General features: G+C 71.2%; 23 protein-coding genes. 9 read left to right on the top strand and 14 right to left on the bottom strand.

All coding sequences use genetic code 11. The features are described from left to right. Positions 1–413: 413 nt before the first annotated feature. The 4 genes from HBB12_RS03500 to HBB12_RS03485 all read right to left on the bottom strand — a co-directional run bounded on the left by HBB12_RS03500 (position 414) and on the right by HBB12_RS03485 (position 4954). On the bottom strand, positions 414–1286 hold the full coding sequence (locus HBB12_RS03500) for an isocitrate lyase/PEP mutase family protein (RefSeq protein WP_236988090.1): 873 nt from the start codon (positions 1284–1286) through the stop codon (positions 414–416). Then, complete coding sequence (locus HBB12_RS03495) at positions 1283–2623, bottom strand: MFS transporter (protein WP_236988089.1); 1341 nt, start codon at positions 2621–2623, stop codon at positions 1283–1285. Before HBB12_RS03495 ends, HBB12_RS03500 begins: the two co-directional genes overlap by 4 nt. A gap of 145 nt (positions 2624–2768) precedes the next feature. Then, positions 2769–3530: an SDR family NAD(P)-dependent oxidoreductase gene (locus HBB12_RS03490; protein ID WP_236988088.1), complete on the bottom strand. Its 762-nt coding sequence runs from the start codon at positions 3528–3530 to the stop codon at positions 2769–2771. Next, positions 3527–4954, bottom strand: a complete 1428-nt coding sequence (locus HBB12_RS03485; protein ID WP_236988087.1) for an FAD-binding oxidoreductase — start codon at positions 4952–4954, stop codon at positions 3527–3529. Before HBB12_RS03485 ends, HBB12_RS03490 begins: the two co-directional genes overlap by 4 nt. A 136-nt stretch (positions 4955–5090) precedes the next feature. On the opposite strand from HBB12_RS03485, the gene HBB12_RS03480 reads away from it, so the two are divergent. Further along, positions 5091–5765 carry a GntR family transcriptional regulator gene (locus tag HBB12_RS03480; RefSeq protein ID WP_236988086.1) on the top strand — a complete coding sequence of 225 codons (675 nt, stop codon included), beginning with the start codon at positions 5091–5093 and terminating at the stop codon, positions 5763–5765. A gap of 19 nt (positions 5766–5784) precedes the next feature. Here HBB12_RS03480 and HBB12_RS03475 read toward each other — a convergent pair whose 3' ends face one another. The 8 genes from HBB12_RS03475 to HBB12_RS03440 all read right to left on the bottom strand — a co-directional run bounded on the left by HBB12_RS03475 (position 5785) and on the right by HBB12_RS03440 (position 14378). After that, entirely contained in the window at positions 5785–7026 is a 1242-nt protein-coding gene (locus tag HBB12_RS03475; RefSeq protein ID WP_236988085.1) for an NAD(P)/FAD-dependent oxidoreductase, read from the bottom strand. 346 nt (positions 7027–7372) lie between these two features. Then, on the bottom strand, positions 7373–8188 hold the full coding sequence (locus HBB12_RS03470) for an ATP-binding cassette domain-containing protein (protein ID WP_236988084.1): 816 nt from the start codon (positions 8186–8188) through the stop codon (positions 7373–7375). Further along, positions 8185–9009, bottom strand: a complete 825-nt coding sequence (locus tag HBB12_RS03465; RefSeq protein ID WP_236988083.1) for an ATP-binding cassette domain-containing protein — start codon at positions 9007–9009, stop codon at positions 8185–8187. The genes HBB12_RS03470 and HBB12_RS03465 overlap by 4 nt, the downstream gene beginning before the upstream one ends. A 13-nt stretch (positions 9010–9022) precedes the next feature. Next, positions 9023–9871, bottom strand: a complete 849-nt coding sequence (locus HBB12_RS03460; protein WP_236988082.1) for an ABC transporter permease — start codon at positions 9869–9871, stop codon at positions 9023–9025. Next, positions 9868–10812: an ABC transporter permease gene (locus tag HBB12_RS03455; RefSeq protein ID WP_236988081.1), complete on the bottom strand. Its 945-nt coding sequence runs from the start codon at positions 10810–10812 to the stop codon at positions 9868–9870. Before HBB12_RS03455 ends, HBB12_RS03460 begins: the two co-directional genes overlap by 4 nt. Positions 10813–11093: 281 nt before the next feature. Then, the gene (locus tag HBB12_RS03450) at positions 11094–12620 is read right to left on the bottom strand and encodes an ABC transporter substrate-binding protein (protein WP_236988080.1); all 1527 of its coding nucleotides are present in this window, start codon (positions 12618–12620) and stop codon (positions 11094–11096) included. A 125-nt stretch (positions 12621–12745) separates the two neighbouring features. Continuing rightward, positions 12746–13657, bottom strand: a complete 912-nt coding sequence (locus tag HBB12_RS03445; protein ID WP_236992648.1) for a LysR family transcriptional regulator — start codon at positions 13655–13657, stop codon at positions 12746–12748. A gap of 115 nt (positions 13658–13772) precedes the next feature. After that, on the bottom strand, positions 13773–14378 hold the full coding sequence (locus HBB12_RS03440) for a hypothetical protein (RefSeq protein ID WP_236988079.1): 606 nt from the start codon (positions 14376–14378) through the stop codon (positions 13773–13775). A 227-nt stretch (positions 14379–14605) separates the two neighbouring features. On the opposite strand from HBB12_RS03440, the gene HBB12_RS03435 reads away from it, so the two are divergent. The 3 genes from HBB12_RS03435 (at position 14606) to HBB12_RS03425 (ending at position 17618) form a co-directional block, all read left to right on the top strand. Further along, entirely contained in the window at positions 14606–15763 is a 1158-nt protein-coding gene (locus tag HBB12_RS03435) for an aminotransferase (protein WP_236988078.1), read from the top strand. Positions 15764–15844: 81 nt separating this feature from the next. Then, on the top strand, positions 15845–16399 hold the full coding sequence (locus tag HBB12_RS03430; protein WP_336886924.1) for a DUF4112 domain-containing protein: 555 nt from the start codon (positions 15845–15847) through the stop codon (positions 16397–16399). Between the two features lie 28 nt (positions 16400–16427). Further along, a complete protein-coding gene (locus tag HBB12_RS03425; RefSeq protein ID WP_236988077.1) occupies positions 16428–17618 on the top strand; it encodes an ABC transporter permease in 1191 nt (396 codons plus the stop codon). Between the two features lie 236 nt (positions 17619–17854). On the opposite strand, the gene HBB12_RS03420 is transcribed toward HBB12_RS03425, so the two are convergent. Then, the gene (locus HBB12_RS03420) at positions 17855–18310 is read right to left on the bottom strand and encodes a cupredoxin domain-containing protein (RefSeq protein ID WP_236988076.1); all 456 of its coding nucleotides are present in this window, start codon (positions 18308–18310) and stop codon (positions 17855–17857) included. 156 nt (positions 18311–18466) lie between these two features. On the opposite strand from HBB12_RS03420, the gene HBB12_RS03415 reads away from it, so the two are divergent. The 4 genes from HBB12_RS03415 to HBB12_RS03400 all read left to right on the top strand — a co-directional run bounded on the left by HBB12_RS03415 (position 18467) and on the right by HBB12_RS03400 (position 21299). After that, complete coding sequence (locus HBB12_RS03415) at positions 18467–19255, top strand: VOC family protein (RefSeq protein WP_236988075.1); 789 nt, start codon at positions 18467–18469, stop codon at positions 19253–19255. Positions 19256–19378: 123 nt separating this feature from the next. Further along, positions 19379–19852 (top strand): DUF2721 domain-containing protein, encoded by a 474-nt coding sequence (locus HBB12_RS03410; protein WP_236988074.1) that lies wholly within the window; start codon positions 19379–19381, stop codon positions 19850–19852. Between the two features lie 69 nt (positions 19853–19921). Next, a complete protein-coding gene (locus HBB12_RS03405; protein WP_236988073.1) occupies positions 19922–20356 on the top strand; it encodes a PRC-barrel domain-containing protein in 435 nt (144 codons plus the stop codon). Positions 20357–20363: 7 nt separating this feature from the next. Then, the gene (locus tag HBB12_RS03400) at positions 20364–21299 is read left to right on the top strand and encodes a hypothetical protein (RefSeq protein ID WP_236988072.1); all 936 of its coding nucleotides are present in this window, start codon (positions 20364–20366) and stop codon (positions 21297–21299) included. A 112-nt stretch (positions 21300–21411) separates the two neighbouring features. Here the strand turns inward: HBB12_RS03400 and HBB12_RS03395 are convergent, their stop codons facing one another. Next, a complete protein-coding gene (locus HBB12_RS03395) occupies positions 21412–21780 on the bottom strand; it encodes a hypothetical protein (RefSeq protein ID WP_236988071.1) in 369 nt (122 codons plus the stop codon). 172 nt (positions 21781–21952) lie between these two features. Here HBB12_RS03395 and HBB12_RS03390 point away from each other — a divergent pair, with 172 nt between their 5' ends. Next, positions 21953–22639 (top strand): HAD family hydrolase, encoded by a 687-nt coding sequence (locus HBB12_RS03390; protein WP_236988070.1) that lies wholly within the window; start codon positions 21953–21955, stop codon positions 22637–22639. The last annotated feature ends 138 nt before the right edge of the window (positions 22640–22777 follow it).

Raw genomic sequence — 22777 nt, 5'->3', positions numbered from 1 at the left:
GCCGAACGCCTTAAGGCGCTCGTACAGTGTGCATGCAGCACAGCCCATACTCACCCGCCGGGACACCGTTCGACTACGACCGAAATGCCGGTACCGGGATCCTGGACGAGGGTCCACGAAGGTGGTACACAACGGCTTCCGAGCCGTCCAGTAAGCCATTGAAAATACACGAGTAACAGCACACTGGGGACACTCCCTCCGTCTCCGCCAAACACTCTTCCAAAATCTTGATTTCAAACAATTTCTGACGCGTTCGGCGTCATGGCCGTCGGCGTGGATACCGGCTGGCAGAGTCAACGGAAATCCTCAGGTCTTGCAGCTGTCCGGTGCCCATGCGAGGCCGGTTCGACGGCGGCTCGGCCGAACGCGCAAAGACGCGCGCGGCGTGGGAGCCGCGCGCGGGATCGGCGGGATCAACCGCCGAACCGGTCTGCCCGGGCCTGATGCCCGGCAAGGTCCACCAGATCGGCGAAATCGCCGTAGGTCGTCATGGTGTCGGCGCGGGCGCGCGGCGTGCCGTCGCGCTTGAGGACGGCAAGGGTCTCCTCCATCGCCCGCACGGCGGAGAACAGGGCGCTGAGCGCGTAGAAGGCGAGGCCGAAGCCCATCGCCTGGAGATCGGCGGCGGTCAGCGCCACCGCCTCGGTGCCGTCGACGATCGACACGACCTTCGGCCCCGGCACGGCGCGGGCGATCGCCTCGATCTCCGCGATGCGCTTGACGCCGTCGACGAAGACGAGGTCGACGCCCGCTTGCGCGTAGAGGGCGGCCCGGCGGACCGCCTCGTCGAGGCCGATGGCCGGCAGCGCGTCGGTGCGGCCGATGACCAGGAGGTCGTCGTCGCCCCGCGCCTCGAGGGCGCAGGCGAGACGCCGGGCATTCTCCTCGGCATCGACGAGGCGGATCCCGGCGAGCTGGCCGCAACGCTTCGGCGCCACCTGGTCCTCGAGGTGGATCGCCGCGACCCCGGCCTGGACGTATTCGCGCACCGTACGGTGGATGTTGGCCGGCCCGCCATAGCCGGTATCGGCATCGGCGACGACCGGGATCGTCACCGCCCGGGTCATGATCCGGGCCTGCTCGGTCATCTCGGTCTGCGACATCAGGCCGAGATCGGGCAGGCCGAGCCGGGATGCCGTGGCCCCGAACCCTGTCATGTAGACCGCCGGGAAGCCGGCCCGCTCGACGAGGCGGGCCGTCAGCGCGTCGGCCGCGCCGGGCGCCATGACGATGCCCTCCGCCATCCCGGCGCGCAGCCGGGCGGCGGGGCTCACGCGCGCCGTCATGCCAGCGCTCCCTTCGAGGCGACCGCGCCGGAGCGGGCCTCCTCCTTGAGCTCCGCCCGGGCCGGGATCAGCGCCACGAGGAGCGCGGCGAGGAGCGCGCCGCCGCCGATCACCCACAGCCCGGCGAGGCTCGTGCCGGCCCAGCCTTCCGCGGCGACCTTGAGGTTCGGCGCCACGAAGCCGCCGAGATTGCCGATGGCGTTGATGATCGCGATGCCGCCGGCCGCCGCGGCGCCGCCGAAATAGCCCATCGGGAAGGTCCAGAAGATCGGCTGGGCGCTGATCAGCCCGGCGACGGAGACGCAGAGCGCCATCACGGCGACGAGGGGCGGGAGGTAGCCGGACGCGATCATGCCGAGGCCGGCGCCGAGGAGCGACGCCACCGCGAACAGCCGCCGCCGGCCGGTGCGCTGGGCGAGGCCGGGCCAGAACGCGCTGACCGCGAAGGCGCAGAGCCACGGGATGCTGGTGACGAGCGTCACGGTGAGGCCGATCTTGGTGCCGAGGAGCGCGCTCACCTGCGCCGGCAGGTAGAAGGCGATGCCGTAGCCGCAGATCGCGATCGAGAAATAGGTGAGCGCGAAATGCGCCAGCAGCGGGTTGCGGAAGATCGCGCCGAGCTTCACCGCGCCGTGGGCCGACTTGGCGGCGTTCTCGGTGGCGAGCGCCGCCTCCAGCGCGGCCTGCTGGCGGACCGGCATCCAGGCGGCGTCGCGCGGGCGGTCGGTGAGGTAGACGTACGCCCACACGCCGACGAGCGAGGCGGCCAGGCCCTCGACGACGAACATCAGCTGCCAGCCGTGCAGGCCGAAGGCGCCGTGCATGTCGATGAGGAGCCCTGAGATCGGCCCGCCGAGGATGAAGCAGAGCGGCTGGCTCAGGTAGAACAGGCCGAGGATCTGGGCCCGTTCCTTCGCCGGAAACCAGTAGGTCAGGTAGAGCAGCACGCCGGGGAAGAAGCCCGCCTCGGCGATGCCGAGCAGCACCCGCAGGACCGCGAACGAGGTGTCGCCCTGCACGAGGGCCATCGCGGCGGCGAGCAGCCCCCAGGTCACCATGATGCGCGACAGCCAGACCCGCGCGCCGACCCGGTGCAGGATCAGGTTGCTGGGCAGTTCGAACACCGCGTAGCCGACGAAGAAGATACCGGCCGCGAAAGCGAAGGCCGCCTCCGTGATCCCGGTCGAGAGCTGGAGCGCCTGCTTGGCATAGGCCACGTTGGCGCGGTCGAGATAGGCGAGCAGGTACATCAGCACCAGGAACGGCACCAGGCGGCGCCGGGCGGTGGCGACGGCGGCGTCGGTCTCCGAGGGCGGTGAGGCGGTGGCGGATGTCATGAGCGTTCCCCTTCGTTTGTTGTCGTGAGACCGTTCCGAGCGGACCCGCAGGGCGCAGGTCCGCGCGTTTCCCGACCGTCGCATCGTGGCCTTCGCCGGGCCGGTGACCGTTTCGACGGGCGATGCGTCGGTGCCGGCCGGCGCGTCAGCGCCCGCCGGCGATGTCGAGCACCGTGCCGGTGACGTAGGCCGCGGCCGGCGAGAGCAGCCAGAGGGCGGCCTCGGCCACCTCCGCCGCGGTGCCGGGCCGCTGCAGCGGGATCGCGCGGGCGATCTCCGCCACCCGGCCGCGGTCGCCGCCGAACACGTCGTCCTGGATCGGCGTGTCGATGACCCCGGGCGCCAGGGCGTTGACCCGCACCTCCGGGGCCAGTTCCTTGGCGGCGGCGATCGTCAGCGAGGCGACGGCGCCCTTGGTGGTGGCGTAGAGCGCGTTGCCCGGCATGCCGCCGGTGCGGGCGGCGATCGACGACAGGTTGACGATGGCCGCGCCCGGATGCGGCCGGCGCCGCTCCAGGAAGGCCCGGGTGCCGTAGAGCACGCTCTTGAGGTTGACGGCGAGCACCCGGTCGATCTCCGCCGGGTCCATCTCGGAGAGCCGCATCCGGCGGCCGATGATGCCGGCATTGTTGACGAGGTGGGTCGGCGCCCAGTCCGGGGTCAAATCGGCCATCGCGGCCGCGACCGCGCCGGCATCGGCGACGTCGACCCGCGCGAGGGTCACGCGAGCGCCGTGCGCGCCGGCGCAGGTCGAGAGGCCGGCCGCGTCCACGTCCCAGACGATCGCCCGGCCGCCGGCGGCGACGACCGCGTCGACGATGGCGCGGCCGATGCCGGAGGCGCCGCCGGTGACGAGGACGACCGCGTCGGTCATGGAGGCCTGAGGCATCGCTTGCCGGGCGCTCATCGCGCGTCGCTCCTGTCGGGGGCCGGCAGCACCTTGCCGGGATTGAGGATGCCGAGGGGGTCGAGCGCCTGCTTGATCGCCCGCATCACCCCGATCGCCGCCCCGTGCTCGAGGTCCATGAACTTGACCTTGCCCGAGCCGATGCCGTGCTCGCCGGTGCAGGTGCCGTCGAGCGCGATGGCGCGTCGCACCAGCCGGTCGTTGATCCCAGCGGCCTCCGCCAGCTCCGCCTCGCTCGACGGATCGACGATCAGGCCGAGGTGGAAGTTGCCGTCGCCGACATGGCCGACCGTGGTGATCGGGAACGAGGCGCCGGCGATGTCGGCCCGGGTCTCGGCGAGGCAGCGCGGCAGGCTGGCGATCGGCACGCAGACGTCGGTGCTCCAGACGCGACCGTTCGGGCGCAAGGCCTGGACCGCGTAGTGGACGTCGTGGCGCGCGCGCCAGAGACGCGCCCTCGCCTCGGCATCGGCCGCCGTCTCGAAGCCGAGCGCGCCGTTGCCCTCGGCCAGCGCCCCCACCACGGCCATCTGCTCGGCAGTGCCGGCCGGCGTGCCGTGGAACTCCATGAACAGGGTCGGGGCCTCGGGCAGGGCCGTGCCGGAATGGCGGTTCACCGCCGCGATGGTGACGGGATCGAGGAGCTCGACCCGGGCGATCGGCACGCCGCACTGGACGATCTCGACCACCGTGGCGACCGCCGCCTCGACGCTCGGAAAGGCGCAGACGGAGGCCGCGACCGCCTCCGGGATGCCGTGGAGCCGCACCGTCAGCTCGGTGACGATGCCGAGCGTGCCCTCCGAGCCGACGAGAAGCCGGGTCAGGTCGTAACCGGCCGAGGACTTGCGCGCCCGCGAGCCGGTGCGGATCACCGTGCCGTCCGCCATCACGGCGGTGAGCGACACGACGTTGTCCTTCATCGTGCCGTAGCGCACCGCGTTGGTGCCGGAGGCCCGGGTCGCCGCCATGCCGCCGAGCGTGCTCTCGCCGCCCGGATCGACGGGGAAGAACAGGCCGGTATCGCGCAGATGCGCGTTGAGCTGGTGGCGCGTGACGCCGGCCTCCACGGTCGCGTCGAGATCGTCGGACCGCACCGCGACGATGCGGGTCATGCGGCTCAGATCGAGGCAGACGCCGCCCTGGAGCGCCGCGACGTGCCCCTCCAGCGAGGTGCCGCCGCCGAACGGGATCACCGGAACCCGGTGGGCGGCGCAGGCGCGCACGATGTCCGCGACCTCCTGCGTCGAGACGGCGTAGCAGACCGCGTCGGGCGGCTCGGTCGGGTGGTAGGATTCGCCGCGCCCGTGATGCTCGCGCTCGGCCAGGCTGCGGGTGAAGCGCTCGCCGAGCAGGTCCGCCAGGGTGCGGACCAGCGCGTCCGGCAGGCCGGCCCGGAGCGGGCGGGCCGCGATGCTTCCTTCCATGATCGTCCCCTCCCCGGCCTGTCCGGCTCTCGCCCGCGATTCATGCAGCAGTCACCGGCACCGATCAAGTACCTTGTACCTTGGATACAGAGTACGATCGAGTCGCGGAGCAGGCGCGGCCGTGCGATAAGGTGCCATGCCGATCCAGCTCGACCTCGCGGTCCCGAAATCGCTCTCCGCCGCCGTCGAGGAGCGGATCCGCGACGCCATCGTGAATGCCGAACTCGCCTTCGGCCAGGCCCTGCCGGAGGACGGGGTCGGCCTCGCCATGGGGGTGAGCCGGACGCCGATGCGCGAGGCCCTGACCCGCCTCCAGGCCCAGGGTCTGGTGGTGATCGTGCCGAAGAAGGGCACGTTCGTGTTCGACCCCTCCCCCGACGACGTCGACCAGCTCGCAGGCTTCCGGCTGATGCTCGAGAGCGAGGCCGTCCGCCTCAGCCTCGCTGGCGCGCCCGCGGCGGCACTCGCCGGCTTGCGGACGGCCCACGCGGCGATGCTCGAGGCGAGGCGATCCGGCGATGCCCGCGCCTATGCCCGCGCCGATACGGCGTTCCACGCCAGCTTCTTCAAGGAATGCGGCAACGGCTACCTCGCCAAGGCCTACGAATCGATCGCCTGGCAGGTGGCGGCTCTGCGCGCCCAGCTCTCGGTGCCGCGCAGCCACGAGCAGGAGACCTCGTTCTCCGAGCATGCGGCGATGATCGGGCATTTCGAGGCGGGCGAGGCGGATGGGCTGCTGGAGATCCTGGCCCGGCATATCCTGCGTTCCGCCACGGTCTACCGCGAGGCTATCCGGGCCTTGTCCAAGTAGAGGTCAGGTAGAATCAACCTTAGGCCGCCGCGAGGCGGGCCGGGCCGAACGGAGCGTCCGGTACGAACGGGGTCTCGCCCGACATCGCCTCGGCCAGGAGGCGGCCGCTCGCCGGCCCGAGGGTGAAGCCCTGGTGGCCGTGCCCGAACTGGAACCACAAGCCCGGATGGCGCGGCGCCGGCCCGACGACCGGCAGCATGTCGGGCATGCAGGGGCGGATGCCGGACCAGGGCGCGTTCTCGCGCGGGGACCCGAGATCGACGAGGTCGCGCGCCGCGGCCTCGGCGCGGGCGAGCTGGACCGGGCTGGCCGCGGCCTCGGAGGAGGCCAGCTCGGCACCGGTGGTGATGCGCAGTCCCGCCGCCATCGGGGCCATGACGTAGCCGTTCTCGGCATCGAGCAGCGGCACGTCCAGCGTCCGGGCGGCACGCCAGTGCCGGTGGTAGCCGCGCTTCTCCACCATGGCGATCCGGTAGCCGAACCGGCGCAGGACGACCGGCGACCAGGGGCCGAGCGCCACCACGGCGGCCTCCGCCTCGACCGTCCCGTCCGATGTCCGGACGCTCCAGCCCCGCGCGGTCGGCGCGAGGCTGTCCGCCTCGCCCCGCATCAGCGACCCGCCGCGTCGGGCGAACAGGGCGGCATAGGCCGAGACGAGCGCACCGGGATCCCGGACCGACCACGGATCCTCCCAGTGGATCGCGCCCGCGCCCGTCTGCTTCAGCGCCGGCTCGGCCGCGGCGAGATCGGTCGGCGAGAGCGCCCGTACGCGCAGGCCGTGGCGCGCCCCCAGCCGCTCGGCCTCCACGACCGCCGCGTCCATCGCCCGCTGCCCGCGATGGAGGATGCGAAAGCCGGTCGCGCGGACGAGGTCCGCGGCGCCCGCCGCCTCGATCAGCGCCGCGTGCTCGGGGGCGGCCTTTGCGATCAGCGTCGCGTAGGCGCACGAGGCCGCCGCGTGGCGGCGGGGGGACGAATGCCACCAGTAGCGCAGGAGCGGCCCGAGATGGCGGGGAAGATGGCGCAACTCGTAATGGACGTCGTTGCTGCGCCCGGTGGCGATCGCCCACAAGCTCGCCCGGTCGCGGGGCATGGCGTAGGGCTCGACCGCCTCGCTCTGGATGATGCCGGCATTGCCGTAGCTCGTCTCCCGCCCCGGCTCGCCCCGATCGACGAGGGCGACCGACCAGCCGCGCTGCTGCAGGTGGAGGGCGGTGCCGATGCCGGCCATGCCGGCGCCCAGAACGATCGCGCTGCGCAACGCTCACTGCCTCGGGATTGTCGGAGGGTTCTTTGGGAGGATCCATGGGCCCGTCGCTGCCGGACAGGGTGCAGCCACGATACGCGGGATCCGCCCGGGTGCAACGGAAAGCCGGGCTCCCGGCTCCTCCTCACTCCGATCCGCAGAGCGGTCATCGCGCAGAAAAAAGGCCGCCCTTGCGAGGCGGCCCGAAGTCTAGGGAGGAAACGCCCAAGAAGGGCAACACCGCCGCGACGCCATCGCCGCGGTGCATGAAATCGTTTTCACATACGGCGTCGCGGCGAGCAAGCGGGTGGATGGGGGGGCGGCCATGCGCCCGTCACATGACGCAGCGGGAACTGTACCGTCAGGCCCTCCGCTTGCGCTGCCCCAGCACCGCGAGGGTCGGCTCCGCGGCGAGCAACGTGCGGGTATAATCCTCGCGGGGATGGTCGAGCACCTCCCGCACCGGCCCGGTCTCGACGAGGCGCCCGGCCTGCATCACCCCGACCCGGTCGGCGATCTCGTCGACGACGCCGATATTGTGGGTGATGAACAGGACCGTCAGGCCGTGCCGGTCGCGCAACGACAGGATCAGGCGCAGGATCTGGGCCTGGATCGACAGGTCGAGGGCCGAGACCGCCTCGTCGGCGACGACGAGCTTGGGGTTGGTGATCAGCGCCCGGGCGATGGCGATGCGCTGGCGCTGGCCGCCGGAGAATTCGTGCGGATAGCGCTCGGCGGCTTGTGCCGGCAGCCCGACATCCTCGAGCGCCCGGGCGACCAGGGCGGCCCGGTCGCGGCCCCGAGGGGCGTCGTCGATGAGGTGCAGCGGCTCGGCGACGATGCGGCCGACCGAATGACGGGGGTTGAGCGAACCGTAGGGGTCCTGGAAGACCATCTGGAAGTCGCGGCGCTTGCGCGCGAGCGCCTTCGGCGACAGGGCGAACAGGTCGTCGCCGCCGAGCCGCACGGTGCCGCCGGTCGGCCGGTCGAGGGCCATGACGATGCGGGCGAGCGTGGACTTGCCGCAGCCCGATTCGCCGACCACCGCGACGATGCTGCCGGGCGCGACGGCGAGGCTGACGCCGTCGACCGCCCGCAAGGTCCGCGTGGTGCCGCCCTTGCCCCGGAGGGCATAGTCGCGGGTCAGGTTCTCGATCGACAGGAGCGGGCCGGTCATCGGGCGCCTCCCGCGGCGAGCGGGGATTCCTCGGCGAGCCCCGCCCGGGCCCGGCGCGGCAGGGCCGCGATCAGGTCGCTCGTGTACTGCGCGCTCGGGTGGCGCAGGACAGCCTCGGTCGGCCCCTCCTCCACCGCGCGGCCGCGGCACATCACGAGGGTCCGGTCGGTGCTGCGGGCGATCACCCCGAGGTCGTGGCTGATCAGGATCAGGGACAGGCCGAGATCGGCCACCAGCTCGTCGAGGATGTCCAGGATCTCCTTCTGCACCGTCACGTCCAGCGCCGTGGTCGGCTCGTCGGCGATCAGGAGATCGGGCTTCAACGCTAGGGCGATCGCGATGCCGACGCGCTGGCGCTGGCCACCGGACATCTCGTGCGGGTAGCTGTCGATACGACGCGCGGGATCGGGGATCCGCACCCGGTCGAGGAGGCGTAAGGACTCGGCCCGTGCCTCGGTGCGGCCGGTGCCGCGGTGCAGGCGGATACCTTCGGCGATCTGCTGGCCCGCCGTCATGGCGGGGTTGAGCGCCGTCATCGGCTCCTGGAAGATCATGCCGATGCGCCGTCCGCGCAGGGAGCACAGGTCCTTCTCACCCATGGCGAGAATGTTCTTGCCATCGAGCAGGATCTCGCCGGAGGTGCGGGCGCTCTTCGGCAGGAGCCCGATGGTGGCGAGCGACAGCATCGACTTGCCGGAGCCCGATTCGCCGACGATGCCGAGGCTTTCGCCGCGGGCGACCGCGACCGAGACGTCGTCGACGACCCGGACCGGGCCGTCACGACCCGGAAAGGCGATGGAGAGGTTGCGGATCGCGAGCATCAGGAGACTTGCATCAGGAGGCTTGCCGGCGGCGCGGATCGAGGCGGGCGGCGAGCCCGTCGCCCAGGAGGTTGAGGCCGAGCACGGCTGCCGCGATGGCGAGGCCGGGGGCGAGCGCGAGATGCGGCGCCTGGAGCAGGTAGGTCTGCGACTCGGCCAGCATCCGCCCCCAGGTCGGGGCCGGCGGCGGCAGGCCGAGCCCGAGGAAGCTCAGGCCCGCCTCGGTCAGGATCGCCATGGCGAGCTGGATCGTGACCTGGACGATGACCTGGGCCGAGATGTTCGGCAGGACGTGCTCGAGGGTGATCCGCGCCGTGCCCTTGCCGGCCATCCGGGCGGCCATGATGTACTCGCGCGCCCAGATCTGCATCGCCGCGCCGCGGGTCACCCGGGCGAAGACCGGGATCATGAACACCCCGATGGCGACGATGGCGGTGAGCGCGCCGGGGCCGAGCAGCGCGCCGAGCATGATCGCCGACAGGATCGGCGGCAGGGCGAAGAGCGCGTCGCAGATCCGCATCAGGACCGCGTCGAGCGTGTGGTTCGCCGCCGCCGCGACCCCGGCCAGCGTGCCGAGTACCGCCCCGACCGCCACCGCCGCAAACGCGGTGGTGAGCGAGTTGAAGGCGCCGCGCATCAGCATCGAGGCGACATCGCGCCCGAGATGGTCGGTGCCGAGCAGCCCCGAGACCAGGGGCCCTTTCAGCTTCCGGAGAATGTGCATCCGGGCCGGGTCCTCGGGGGTCCAGACCAGGGACAGGATCGCGATCCCGACGAGGCAGGCGGTCAGGATGCCGCCGACGAGGAGTGCGCGGCTGCCGGGACGCCAGCCGCGGCGGAGCCTCACGGCCAGGGCCGTCATGCGCGCCTCCTCAGGCGGGGATCGACGATCGTGTAGAGCAGGTCGACCCCGAGATTGACCACGATGACGATGGTGGCGAAGACCATCACGACGTTCTGGATCACGATCAGGTCGCGCTGCGCCATGGCCTGCCAGGCGAGCCGGCCCATGCCGGGCAGGGTGAACACGTTCTCGACCAGCACCGCGCCGCCGATCAGGAACGAGATCTGAAGGCCCAGCATGGTGATGACCGGCACCAGCGCGTTCGGGACCGCGTGGCGCCACAGGGCGCGGGAGACCGAGGCGCCCTTGGCCCGGGCGGTGCGGACGAAATCCTCGTTCATCACCTCGACCACGGAGGCCCGGGTCACCCGGGTCAGCACGGCCGATTGCGGGATGGCGAGGGCGAGCGCCGGCAGCAGCAGGGCGCGCAGGCCTGCGCCGGGCACGCCCCAGCCCGGAAAACCCCCGGCCGGCAGCCAGCCGAGGCCGAGCGCCACCACCATGATGAGCAGGAGCCCGATCCAGAAATTCGGCACAGCGATGCCGGCCTGCGCATAGAGGGTGGCGGCGCCATCCGCCACGCCGCCGGGACGGGCCGCCGCGGTGACCCCGAGCGGCAGGGCGATGCCGACGGCGAGCAGCACCGCGAGCCCGGTGAGGGGCAGCGTCACCGCCAGCCGCTCAAGGATCAGCCCGCCCACCGGCACGCCGTAGGTGTAGGACACCCCCATGTCGCCGGTGACGAGCCCGCCGAGCCAGCGCAGGTAGCGCAGGACCGCCGGGGCATCGAGCCCCATCTGGGCACGCAGGGCCGCCAGCGTCTCGGGCGTCGCCGAGGTGCCGAGCATCGCCGAGGCCGGATCCCCCGGCACGATCTCCATCATGCAGAACACCAGGATGGAGATCAGCAGGAAGGTGGCGGCGAAGCCGGCGGCGCGGCGGAGAAGGTACCTCAGCATGATGGGAGTCTCGAAGCCGGCTCTATCAACAAGGGATACATCGTCCGTATCGGCGTCATCCCACCCATGACCTCATCCTGAGGTGTTAGCCGATCGTAGATCGGCTGACCTCGAAGGAGGGCTCCAGATATCTCGGAGAGTTCTGGAGCCCTCCTTCGAGGCTCACTTCGTTCGCACCTCAGGATGAGGTCGGGGGTGGGACGAACCATGTGAAGCAAGAGAAATAGACTCTTACGTCACGGTAGAATCCCGTCCCCTACACAGGAGAGGCGAGGCCCGCCCTACTCCGTCCAGCGCACCTCGGTCAGGTCGTTCGACGGAACCGGCTCGTTCTTCCAGAAGCCCGTGAGCTTGGCCCGCCACACGCTGAGCTTCGGCAGCACGAACAGGAACAGGGCCGGCACGTCCTCGGCGAGGATCTCTTGTGCCTCGCCGTACAGCTTCAGCCGGGTCGCCTCGTCGGTGGAGGCGGCGGCCTTCGCCACCACGTCGTTGAAGGCCGGGTTCTTGTAGCCGAAGTAATAGGGGTCGTTGGCGTAGATCGCGATGTCCATCGGCTCGGCATGCGCGATGACCGTCATGTCGAACTTGCGGTCGCGCATCACCTCCTGCACCCATTTCGCCGGAAACTCGGTCGGGACGATGGTCATCGTGACCCCGACCTCGGCAAACATCGCCTGGAGGATTTCCGCCGTGCGGGTGGCGTAGGCCATCTGCGGCGACTTGAAGCTGAAGGTCAGGCCCTTGGCGTAGCCGGCCTCGGCCAGCAGCGCCTTCGCCTTCTTGGGGTCGTAGGGGTAGACCCCCGTCAGGTCCCTGTAGCCCGGGTCGTTGGGCGTGTAGTGGCTGCCGATCGGAGCGCCGTAACCCGAATAGGCCCCCTCGATCAGGAGCTTGCGATCCACCGCCATCATCAGCGCCTGGCGCACGCGCTTGTCGCTGAAGGGCTTCTCGGCGTTGTTCATGCCGGCCACGACCTTCATCTCGGTCAGGCCCGGCTCGGCGGTGAAGGCCTTGTCCTTCTGGAACGCCCCGTAGAGTTCCGGCGCCGGCAGCAGCGGATAGGCGTCGACGTCGCCGGCCCGGAGCGCCGCCGCGGCGGCCTGGGGATCGCCGATGAAGCGGAACGTCACCTTGTCGAGATGGACCGGGCGGGCCTTGTCCCAATAATCGGGGCTGCGCGTCAGCTCGACCCGGTCGCCCTTGCGCCAGGCGGCGAAGCGGAACGGCCCGGTGCCGACCGGATTGCTCTTCAGCCCGTCGCGCGATTTCGGTTCCACCATCACCGCCGCCGGCTGGCCGAGCCAGAACAGCAGGTTGCCGGAGGATTTCGACAGGGTGAGGACCAGGGTCTGCGGATCGGGCGCCGTCACCTCGGCGATGACCGCGTAGAGCGCCTTCTGCGGGTTGACCGAGCCCGGCGCCCGGATCGCGTCGAGGGCGAATTTCGCCGTGTTGGCGTCGAACGCCTCGCCGTTGTGGAACTTGACGCCTTGCTGGAGGGCGAAGGTGTAGGTCAGGCCGTCGGGCGAGATCGTCCAGCTCTTGGCGAGCTGCGGCTGCACCTTGCCGTCGCGGTCGATCCGGGTCAGGCCCTGGAACACGTTCTGCCACACGACCTGGCCGATCACCGTCGGGGCGGCGCTGGTCGGGTCGAGGCCCGGGGGCTCCACCGGCATGCCGAGCACGAGGTCGGTGCGCGGCGCGGCCTGGGCGAAGCCCGGCAGGGCGAGGGCCGCCAGGAAGGCGCCTGCCACGAGGCTGCCGGCCAACCGACGGGAGACTGAGGAGCGCGTGAACAGGACCATGGAACCCCTCGGTTTGGCGTTGACCCGGCCGTCTTATGTCGTGCGGCTCGATGCTGCCGCTAGGAGATCAGGATTTTTGGTGTGGCCGCAACAGCGATCTGGTGCGCACCCCGTAGCCGAAACCGCTACACCTCGGCCCCTGCACAGAAATCCGGCATGTGATGCTCCAGAACCCCCACCAGCTTGGCGGCGGCGAAGGAGAGCGGCCGGTCGCGCAGGTGCGACAGGTCGAGATGGGTGCGGATGCGCAGCTCCCGGAACGGCCGCGCCACCAATGTCCCGGCCGCCGCGTCGCGCCGCACGCTGAAGGGCGGCAGGACCAGCACGGCCCGGCCGCGTCGGGCCAGTTCCAGCTGCACCTCGAGGGCGCTGGTGGTGAAGACCGGATCGAGGGCGGGCAGGCCCGCCTCGCGCATCTGCGCGTCGAGCGCCTGGCGCACCCCGAAGGCGGCGTCCGGCACCGCCACCGGATGGGCCAGGAGGTCGCGCGGGCCGACCTGCAGGCGGTCGGCCAGCGGATGGTCGGGCGCCATCACGGCGGCATGGTCGACCGGCACGCGGAAGCGCACGAAGGTCTCGGTCTGCGGCGGCGTGAACAGGGTGACGGCAAGATCCGCCTCCCCGTCGGCGAGGGCCTGCATGCTGCGCCCGACGCTCGCGACCACGACCTCGAAGCGCACGTCCGGGTAGGTCGCGGAGAACTCCGCCAGCGCCGGCACCAGCAGGCCCGAGGCCGCCGCCCCGCTGGCATAGACCGTCACCCGCCCGGCCCGCAGACCCTTGAGGTCGTCGATCAGGGTGCGGACGTGGTCGAGCTCGCGCAAGGAGCGGGCCGAGCGGGCGGCGAGCAGCTCGCCGGCGGCGGTGAGCCGGATCCCGGTCGGGTCGCGCTCCACCAGCGGCGCGCCGAAATGGTATTCGAGATTCTCGATCTGCCGGCTGATCGCGGTGGGCGCGATGCCGAGCTTTTCCGCCGCCCGCCGCATCGACCCGTGCCGGGCGAGTTCGTTGAAGTAGATCAGGGCCCGCAGCTGCACGTCTCGCACCATCCAGGCGGTCGCAGGTCGTCAGTGCGGCCCGCAGGACGGGAGTACGGCGCGGCGGGGGCGGCGTCCATGCTCCCGGGGCGAGCGAGGCCGGGCCGGGCCGGCGTCAACCGACGGGCGCCTCGTCCATGAGGGCCGCCAGTTGCAGGTCCCGTTCCGACATCCCGCCCGCCGAGCGGATCGGAATCAGGCCGTGGCTCCGATACAGGACCGTCAGCGCGTCCCAATCGCGGAGCACGGCCTCGTAGATGCCGCGATAGAAGAAGGTCTTGGCGGCAATGTCGCGGGCGACGTCCGGGCCGAGCAGGTCGCCGGCCGCCGCGATCTCCAGGTAGTTCACGATGAGGTGGAGATAGGAGGAGTGCTCGTCCTGCGCTCCTTGCGGGAATCCGACCGGCATCGATGGGTAGGTCTGCCGGAGGCCACGCCAGATCTCCTGCCAACCGGGCGTGTTCGCGTGCGAGTACCATGTCAGGTACCAGTGCATCTGCTCGTGCAGATAGGTGCAGAGGATCGGGTTCTCGCCGCGGACGCTCGTGTTCAGCGTCAGGACCGGATGGCTGTAGGCCTGCCCGGTCGGAACGATCCTGATCGTCCTGGTATATTCGTAGCGTTCGAGGTCGTAGCGCCCGCGCAGCGCCACGAGCGTGTTTCTGAGGTTTTCGGCAAGCGCCTGCGCCGCCGACAAGTCGATGTCGATGCGATCGTCCATGGTCGGCTCGTCTGTTCCGGACTGCCCTACCCTCTCGCCGCCATCTCGGGCAAGTGCGACCGACGTCCTCCGTGCGCGATGCGATCCGGATCGTCCGCCGGCCCGGGCAGACCAACCGGCCGGCATGCGTCGGACCGCGACGCGGCCGCCCGGCCGGCTCGGTTCCGTCCGGCCCCCCGGCATGGTAGCGAGGCCATGTCCATCCTCGAACGCAAGCCCGTCCCTGCATGAATCCCATCTTCGCCGACCTGCCGACCACCGTGTTCGAGGTGATGTCGGCGCTCGCCCGCGAGACCGGCGCCGTGAATCTCGGCCAGGGGTTTCCGGACGATCCGGGCCCGGCGGATGTGCGCGCCAAGGCCGCCGAGGCGGTGGTGGAGGGCTGGAACCAGTACCCGCCGATGATGGGGCTGCTCGAGCTGCGCCGGGGGATCGCCCAGCACTATGCCCGCTGGCAGGGGCTCGACCTCGATCCCGACACCGAGGTGATGGTGACCTCCGGCGCCACCGAGGCCCTGGCCGGCGCCCTGATGGCCTTGATCGAGCCCGGCGACGAGGTGGTGCTGTTCGAGCCGATGTACGACGCCTACCTGCCGCTGGTGCGCCGGGCCGGCGGCGTGCCGCGCTTCGTCACCCTGACGCCGCCGCATTTCCGGCTGACCGAAGAGGCGCTGGCGGCCGCCTTCTCGCCGCGCACCAAGGTCGTGCTCCTCAACAACCCGCTCAACCCCGCGGCCACGGTCTTTCCGGACGAGGACCTGGAATTGCTTGCCGGCTTCTGCCAGCGCCACGACACGATCGCCCTCTGCGACGAGGTCTGGGAGCACGTGGTGTTCGACGGGCGGCGCCATCGACCGCTGATGGCGTTTCCGGGCATGCGCGAGCGCACGGTGAAGATCGGCTCGGCGGGCAAGATCTTTTCGCTGACCGGCTGGAAGGTCGGCTTCGTGATGGCCGCGCCCGGGCTGATGCGGGGGCTCGCCAAGGCGCACCAGTTCCTCACCTTCACCACGCCGCCGAATCTCCAGGCGGCGGTGGCCTACGGGCTTTCCAAGGACGACGCCTATTTCGAGGGCATGCGCGCGGACTTCGCCCGGGCCCGGGACCGGTTCGCCGGCGGCCTGACGGATCTCGGCTTCAGCGTGCTGCCGTCCGCCGGCACCTACTTCCTCAACCTCGACATCGCTCCCTTGGGGGAGAGCGACGACGTCGCCTTCTGCGAGCGGCTGGTGCGGCGACACGGCGTCGCGGCGATCCCCGTCAGCGCCTTCTACGCCCACCGGCCGGTGCGCACCATCGTGCGGTTCTGCTTCGCCAAGCACGACGACACCCTCGACCGCGCGTTGGAGCGCCTGCGCGGCCTCGCACCGGGACGCGCGGCCTGATGCGGGGCCTCCTTGTTGAACGGGGGCGCCGGGGCCACATCCCGGCTCATGAGCACCACGCACCCGCTCCGGAGCCCCGGGATGACCTCTTCGCAGACGGCCGGCCGCGTTCCGCCCTTCGGGGCGGGCTCCTTCGGCACAGGTTCCTTCGGCACCGGAGCCGAGTTCCAGTCGGGCGGCCCCACGAACGGGCGCTTCCCGCAGGACGACCCGTTCGGCCTGCGGGCCAAGGCCGGCAAGGCCCTGGAAGGCTCGACGCCCGAGCAGGTCATGGCGCGGCTGGAGCTGCTGGCCCACATCCTCGACACGGCGATCCTGCTGCCGGGCAACCGGCGCATCGGCCTCGACGCGATCGTCGGCCTGATCCCGGTGATCGGCGACGCGATCACCACGATGATCTCGTCCTACATCGTCTGGGAGGCGCGTCGCCTCGGCGCGCCGCGCTGGCTGATCGCCCGCATGGCGGCGAACGTGGCGATCGACGGCGTGGTCGGGGCGGTGCCGCTGATCGGCGACCTGTTCGACGCCGCCTTCAAGGCCAACCGCCGCAACGTGCAGTTGCTGCGCCGGCATCTGGAGCGCAGCGGCGGGCTGAAGCCCAGCGTGATCGACGTGACGGCCACGCGCCTCGACTGACCGTGACCGCCCGGCCGGGGGACGCCGCATGAACCAGCGTCCTCCCGTGCCCGAACTCGACGCGATCCCCGTCACCTCCCCGGCGGCGGGCCCGGTCAGCCTGCCGCTGCCGGGACCCACCGGCACCGGACGTCTGTCGCCGCTCAACCGGCGGCGGCTCGCGAACTTCAAGGCGAACCGGCGCGGCACCTGGTCGTTCGTGCTGTTCTGCCTGATGTTCGTCACCAGCCTCTTTGCCGAGTTCATCGCCAACGACCGGCCGATCGTCGCCTCCTACAAGGGCGAGATTCTTTTTCCGATCGTGGTCGATTACCCGGAGGAGAAGTTCGGCGGCTTCCTCGCCCGCACCGATTATCGCGACCCGGTGAACGCCAAGGAGATCGCCGCACATGGCTGGGCGATCTGGCCGCCGATCCGCTTCTCCTACGACACCCACAACCTCGACCTGCCGGTCCCGGCCCCGGCCCCGCCGACCTGGATGCTCACCGACGCGCAGTGCAAGGCGGTGGCCGAGAAGACCGGCGGCACGACCTGCCGCGACATCGAGTGGAACTGGCTCGGCACCGACGACCAGGGCCGCGACGTGGTCGCCCGGCTGATCTACGGCTTCCGCCTCTCGGTGCTGTTCGGGCTCACCCTGGCGCTGGTCTCCTCGGTGATCGGGGTCTTGGCCGGCGCGGTGCAGGGCTATTTCGGCGGCTGGGTCGATCTGGTGTTCCAGCGGGTGATCGAGATCTGGACCGCGATCCCGTCGCTCTACCTGCTCATCATCATCTCGTCGATCATCACGCCGAGCTTCTTCGTGCTGCTCGGAATCCTGCTGCTGTTCTCGTGGGTGTCGCTGGTCGGGGTGGTGCGGGCGGAGTTCCTGCGGGCGCGCAACTTCGAATACGTGCGGGCGGCCCGCGCGCTCGGGCTCTCCAACGCCCGCATCATGTTCCGCCACCTCCTGCCCAACGCCATGGTGGCGACGCTGACCTTCCTGCCCTTCGTGCTGAACGGCTCGATCACCACGCTCACCTCCCTCGACTTCCTCGGCTTCGGTCTCCCCCCGGGCTCGCCCTCGCTCGGCGAGATGCTGGCCCAGGGCAAGGCCAACCTGCAGGCGCCCTGGCTCGGGCTGACGGGCTTTGCGGTGATCGCCGTGACGTTGAGCCTGCTGATCTTCGCAGGCGAGGCGGTGCGGGATGCGTTCGACCCGAGGAAGACGTTTCGGTGAGGGTCGTTGGCGGATGGACGCAATCTCTCCGCGACGGAATCTGATACCCTCCGCGTCATTCCGGGGCCGCGCAGCGGAGCCCGGAATCCAGACACTCGGTTGAGACAGGATAGAGCGGAACGCTGCCCGTCTTGTTCTGGACCATCAGCGGTTCTGGATCCCGGGCTCCGCTGCGCGGCCCCGGGATGACGCGGAGGATGGCAGGCCCGGCGAGAGAATGCCGTCCTCCCCGCCCCTCACTTCGCCGGATCGACCAGCGTCAGCTTGCCGGTGAACGGCTGATCCTGCTTCGTCGTCGCCGTGCAGCCATAGGTGTACTCGCCCGGCGCGATGGTGCGCAGGCGGATCGCGCCCTTGCCGTTGGCCTTGACCAGATAAGCGTCGTTGCTCGCCACGTGGACCACGTCGCCGTCGTGGTGGAGCACGTTCTTGTTCTGGAAGATCTGCGGCGCGGTGAGCGACACCTGCAGGGTCGACTGGTTGGTCACGTGCAGGTCGACATTGGTCTGGGCGGGCAGGCGCAGCTCGGCCGGGGCGCATGTGGGTACGCCGTTCTCGGCGGTGATCGTCACCTCGACCGGCGGCATCGCGTCGGTCTTCGGCGGCGGCAGGTCGTTGGCGGCGCGCGCCCCGCCCGAAAGGGCGACGGTGAGCAAGGCGGCGGCCGCAGCAGTACGGGCGGGAATCGGCATCGGGGGTTCCTCTCGTGAGCGTGGATCGAGGTCGAGGCCAGAACGTCAGGTTGCGCCCGATGTTTCCTCGCGCGACCCGATGCCCGAGGTCGCCGCCGGCCCGCAGGGCGCCTATAGCTGTGCTCGACCCGGGGACCCGCCCGAAGAGGATCGCCCATGCTCACCCTCGACCATCTCGTCATCGCCGTCGCCGATCTCGACGCGGCGTTTGCGGATTACGCGAGCCTCGGCTTCACGGTGATCCGCGGCGGCGAGCACCAGAACGGGATCACCCACAACGTGCTGGTGGTGCTGGAGGACGGCGCCTATCTCGAGCTGATCGCGTTCCGCAAGCCGGAGCCCGGCAATCGCTGGTCCGACGTCTATCACCGGGCCGGCGAGGGCTTTCTCGATCACGCGCTGCTCCCCGGCGACATCGAGGCCGACGTGGCGGCCGCGCAAGAGCGCGGGCTCGACATCGAGGACCCGGTGCCCGGCGGCCGCTTCCGGCCGGACGGCGCCCGCCTCGACTGGAAGACCGCCCGGGCGCCGGGCTCGGACGTGCCGTTCCTGTGCGGCGACGTCACGCCCAGGGGCTTGCGCGTGCAGGAGGGCGACGTGCGCCGCCACGCCAACGGCGTCACCGGAATCCGCTCGCTCACGGTGGCGGTCCGCGACGTCGCGGCGTCCCGCGCCCGCTACGCTGCCCTCCTCGGCACCGGGGCCGGCGCGCCGATCGTCGAGGCGGAGATCCTCGGCGGGCCGGCCCGCGCCGTCACCCTGCCGCTCGGGCCCGCCACCACGGTCACGCTGGCGAGCCCGACGGGGACCGGCGGCGCGTTATCCGAGGCCCTGGCGGCGCGGGGCGAGGGCCCGGTGGCGGCGGTATTCTGGGCCGACCGGGATGGGGGCGATCTCGACCTGCGACTCACCCACGGGGCGCAGCTCGCGATCGCGGCGGGCTGATCCCGCCGCACTGCCGTTCCGCTGCGGCACCCTATATCGGATGAGCCGCGACACCCCGCCGGGACCGCCGAGCCCGGTTTCACACGGGGCGGATCCGCCCCCTCCCCCCTCCCCCGATCCCGCATGATCCCCACCACCGATCCATCCCAGGTCGATTCGACCGCCCACATCATCCAGGTCGCCCTGACGCCGGTCTTTCTGCTCTCCGGCATCGCGACGCTGCTCAACGTCTTCTCGACCCGCCACGCCCGCGTCGCCGATCAGGTGGAAAAACTCTCCGACCGGGCGAGCGAGCGACCCGGCGACCAGGCCCGGCTCCGGGACCTGCGCCGGCGCAGCCTCGCCCTCGACGTGGCGGTGGTGATCGCGGCGCTCGGCGGCGTCGCGATCTGCGGCGCGGTGCTGACCTTGTTCGTCGGCACCCTGCGGGACGCCGCGGTGGCGAGCGTGCTGTTCTCCCTGTTCGGCGCCGCGATCGTCTGCACGCTCGCCTCGCTCGCCGCCTTCGCGGTCGAGATGATGCTGGCGAGCCGCACCGTGCGCACCGAGGTCGCCAAGCAGCAGCAGGAGGACGAGGAGGAAGAGCGCGTGCGCTGACAGCGCGGAACCGGCGCGGGCGAGGTCGGTTCCCCCGAGGAACCCTTTCCCCCAACCCCGGAGCCCGCCATGCCGACCGAACTCCCCAACGAGCGCTCCCTCCGTGCGCCCGGCACGATGGAGCTCGACCCGTCCGGCGACGGCATCGCCCTCGACGAGACCCGCCGGCTGATCGCCTCGAACAAGGTCGAGGGCACCGCCGTCTACGATCGCAAGGGCGAGCATCTCGGCAGCGTCTACAACTTCATGGTCGACAAGGTGACCGGCCAGGTCGCCTACGCCGTGCTGTCCTTCGGCGGCTTCCTCGGCTTCGGCGAGAGCCACCACCCGGTGCCCTGGAAGGCCCTGACCTACGACGTGCGCCTCGGCGGCTACGTCATCGATATCGACGCCGACACCCTGGCCGGCGCGCCGCGCCACGGGCCGGGCGAGGACCCGTTCACCGATCCCTCCTATGGCGGGCGCCTCGACGATTACTATGGCGGCCGCGCGCCGACGATCTGAGGCGACCGTGAGCGACGCGGGACAGCAGGGACAAGACCCGCCGCCCGGCGAGGTCGCCCGCGGAGCGGGTTTCGCGGTGGCGCCGGGCACGGTCAAGCGCCCCGGCGTGCTGGTGGCGATGCCGTTCGACCGCGCCCTGCTGGCCCGCTTCAAGGAGACGTTTCCGACCGCCCGCTGGCGGCGCAAGCTGCGGCGCTGGTTCGTGCCCGGCACCACCGCCGAGCAGCGGGCGGATGCCTGGATCGCCCGCGAGATCTCCGCCCTCGACGCCTACGGCGACGACAAGGGCCGCGACGCCTACGCCTTCGAGCCGCTGGAGAGCCCCTACCTGACGGCGGAGCCCGCGGCGCTGCTCGTCCGCACCCCCTATTCGCGGGCGGTGGTGGATACCCTGCGCACCATCCCGTTCGCCGCCTGGGCGCCGGAGATCCGGGCCTGGCGGGTGCCCTGGCGCTCCTACGAGGCGCTGAAGGAGGCGTGGCCGGTGATCGAGGCGGCGGCCATCGAGAGCGAGCCGGCGGCGCGGCGCGCCCGGCGCGAGGCCGCCCGCAACCCCGCCGCCGAGGCGGAGCGGCGGCGACGCCGCCACCCGGTGCCGCGGGGCGATGCACCGCCGCTCGGCGCGGCGGTGGAGGTGGCGGAGGGCGTCGTGGTGTTCGAGGCCCTCGACGATGCTCCCATCACGGAGACCGAGGCGCTGGCCCACTACCCGGCGATCACCGTGCCGGGCCCCCTGGTCTGGGGCTGGTGGCGAATTCCGACCCTCAGTGAGATCGCCGAGACGGTGCAGGCGGCCGCACCGGATGCGCCCGGCCGCGGCTGGTGGCCGGCGACCCGCGCCGGCCTGGAGGAGCGCCTGCGGCGCCTGCGCGAGACCGCACGGGCGCAGGAGACTCGCAAGCGGCGGGCCGAGGCGGCGACGGAGAGCCGCGAGCCCCGCTAGAGCGCTTCACGATCGCATTGCGATCGCGAAGCTCTCTCGATCTTCGATTTTACCGCATTTTCTGCGACGAACCGGCATCCGCTTCGTCGGAAAATGCTCCAGACCTTGGCTTTTAGAACTTGCCGCCGAGCCCGACCGAGCCGCCCGAGCCCATCGTCGGCGACAGGCTGCCGCCGTTGCTGCCGCTCGGGCCGCCCTCGCCCTCGATGTCCTCGCGGCGGATGCGCCGAGGCTGGGCGGTCAGGGTATCGCCGCCGCGGGTGCTGCTCGGGACGTTGAGGCGGCGGGTCGGCTCGGTCGCGGCCTGGGCGAGGTCGCCGCTGCTGCGGGCCGGCAGCTTCACGTCGCCGCGCAAGGAGGGCGGCGGGCCGACATCGCCCGCCGGCAGCACGCCGCCGACCTGGCCGAGGGGATTTTGGATGCAGCCGCCCGCGAGCGCGGCCACGGCCACGACGAGGCAGGCTCTGGACAGGACGGACATCGGCAACTTTCCGGGTTCCTGAGGGGCCGCCCGCCGGAGAACGGGGAACGGCGTTGACGAACCTCTAACGGCCGAGGCGCCCGAACGCCAGCCACGCCGCCCGCTCCGGGGTGGAACCCCGGTGCTTTGCCGGGCTTTCGTGCTCGGCTGCCACAGACGACGAGTCCCACCAATGAGTCCCGCCATGATCCGCAACCTGATCTTCGACATCGACGGGACCCTGCTCGACAGCGTGGACCTGCACGCCGACGCGTGGTCGGAGGCCTTTCGACACTTCGGCATCGACGTCGCGCCGGAGTCGGTCCGCAGCCAGATCGGCAAGGGCGGCGACCAGCTCATGCCGGTCTTCGTCCCCGAGGAGCGCCTGGAGCGCGAGGGCGAGACAATCGAAAAATTCCGCTCGGCGCTGTTCAAGGAGAAGTACCTGCACAAGGTCCGGCCGTTTCCCGGCGTGCCGGCGTTGTTCGAGCGGCTGAAGGCGGAGGGCCACGTCCTGGCGCTCGCCTCCTCCGGCAAGGCCGAGGAGGTGGAGCGCTACCAGGAGATCGCCGGCATCCGCGACCTCGTCGACGTGGCGACCAATTCCGACGAGGCCGAGCGCTCGAAGCCGCATCCGGACATCTTCGAGGCGGCGCTCGCCCGGCTCGGCCACCCGTCCCGGGGCCAGGCGATCGTGATCGGCGATTCGCCCTACGACGCCGAGGCTGCCGTGAAAGCCGGGCTGCCGGTGATCGGCGTCCTGTGCGGCGGCTTCCCGGAGGCGCAGCTCTCCGAGGCGGGCTGCATCGCGATCTACCGTGACCCGCAGGACCTGCTCGACGGCTATGCGAGCTCGCCCCTGCGGCGTGGGGTGCCGTAGACCGGGCCCATCTTGCCGGATGAACCCCGGCGTGCGACTCGTGCGGGCGATTCCACGCTCACAGGATCTCACGCCCCTTGTCCGGCCCGCGCCGCCTCGCCGCCCTGTTCCTGGCCGTCGCGCCGTCCTTGGCCGTCG

Source organism: Methylobacterium sp. SyP6R (assembly GCF_019216885.1).
Taxonomy (GTDB): Bacteria; Pseudomonadota; Alphaproteobacteria; order Rhizobiales; family Beijerinckiaceae; genus Methylobacterium.
The sequence above is the reverse complement of the archived record's forward strand: the minus strand, read 5'-3'. Positions and strand labels throughout refer to the sequence as shown.

What these genes read in the sequence shown, in the direction of transcription:
- HBB12_RS03500 (WP_236988090.1), bottom strand. Translation starts at nt 1,286, where the DNA reads ATGACGGCGCGCGTGAGCCCCGCCGCCCGGCTGCGCGCCGGGATGGCG.
- HBB12_RS03495 (WP_236988089.1), bottom strand. Translation starts at nt 2,623, where the DNA reads ATGACATCCGCCACCGCCTCACCGCCCTCGGAGACCGACGCCGCCGTC.
- HBB12_RS03490 (WP_236988088.1), bottom strand. Translation starts at nt 3,530, where the DNA reads ATGAGCGCCCGGCAAGCGATGCCTCAGGCCTCCATGACCGACGCGGTC.
- HBB12_RS03485 (WP_236988087.1), bottom strand. Translation starts at nt 4,954, where the DNA reads ATGGAAGGAAGCATCGCGGCCCGCCCGCTCCGGGCCGGCCTGCCGGAC.
- HBB12_RS03480 (WP_236988086.1), top strand. Translation starts at nt 5,091, where the DNA reads ATGCCGATCCAGCTCGACCTCGCGGTCCCGAAATCGCTCTCCGCCGCC.
- HBB12_RS03470 (WP_236988084.1), bottom strand. Translation starts at nt 8,188, where the DNA reads ATGACCGGCCCGCTCCTGTCGATCGAGAACCTGACCCGCGACTATGCC.
- HBB12_RS03465 (WP_236988083.1), bottom strand. Translation starts at nt 9,009, where the DNA reads ATGCTCGCGATCCGCAACCTCTCCATCGCCTTTCCGGGTCGTGACGGC.
- HBB12_RS03460 (WP_236988082.1), bottom strand. Translation starts at nt 9,871, where the DNA reads ATGACGGCCCTGGCCGTGAGGCTCCGCCGCGGCTGGCGTCCCGGCAGC.
- HBB12_RS03455 (WP_236988081.1), bottom strand. Translation starts at nt 10,812, where the DNA reads ATGCTGAGGTACCTTCTCCGCCGCGCCGCCGGCTTCGCCGCCACCTTC.
- HBB12_RS03450 (WP_236988080.1), bottom strand. Translation starts at nt 12,620, where the DNA reads ATGGTCCTGTTCACGCGCTCCTCAGTCTCCCGTCGGTTGGCCGGCAGC.
- HBB12_RS03440 (WP_236988079.1), bottom strand. Translation starts at nt 14,378, where the DNA reads ATGGACGATCGCATCGACATCGACTTGTCGGCGGCGCAGGCGCTTGCC.
- HBB12_RS03435 (WP_236988078.1), top strand. Translation starts at nt 14,606, where the DNA reads ATGAATCCCATCTTCGCCGACCTGCCGACCACCGTGTTCGAGGTGATG.
- HBB12_RS03430 (WP_336886924.1), top strand. Translation starts at nt 15,845, where the DNA reads ATGACCTCTTCGCAGACGGCCGGCCGCGTTCCGCCCTTCGGGGCGGGC.
- HBB12_RS03425 (WP_236988077.1), top strand. Translation starts at nt 16,428, where the DNA reads ATGAACCAGCGTCCTCCCGTGCCCGAACTCGACGCGATCCCCGTCACC.
- HBB12_RS03420 (WP_236988076.1), bottom strand. Translation starts at nt 18,310, where the DNA reads ATGCCGATTCCCGCCCGTACTGCTGCGGCCGCCGCCTTGCTCACCGTC.
- HBB12_RS03415 (WP_236988075.1), top strand. Translation starts at nt 18,467, where the DNA reads ATGCTCACCCTCGACCATCTCGTCATCGCCGTCGCCGATCTCGACGCG.
- HBB12_RS03410 (WP_236988074.1), top strand. Translation starts at nt 19,379, where the DNA reads ATGATCCCCACCACCGATCCATCCCAGGTCGATTCGACCGCCCACATC.
- HBB12_RS03405 (WP_236988073.1), top strand. Translation starts at nt 19,922, where the DNA reads ATGCCGACCGAACTCCCCAACGAGCGCTCCCTCCGTGCGCCCGGCACG.
- HBB12_RS03395 (WP_236988071.1), bottom strand. Translation starts at nt 21,780, where the DNA reads ATGTCCGTCCTGTCCAGAGCCTGCCTCGTCGTGGCCGTGGCCGCGCTC.
- HBB12_RS03390 (WP_236988070.1), top strand. Translation starts at nt 21,953, where the DNA reads ATGAGTCCCGCCATGATCCGCAACCTGATCTTCGACATCGACGGGACC.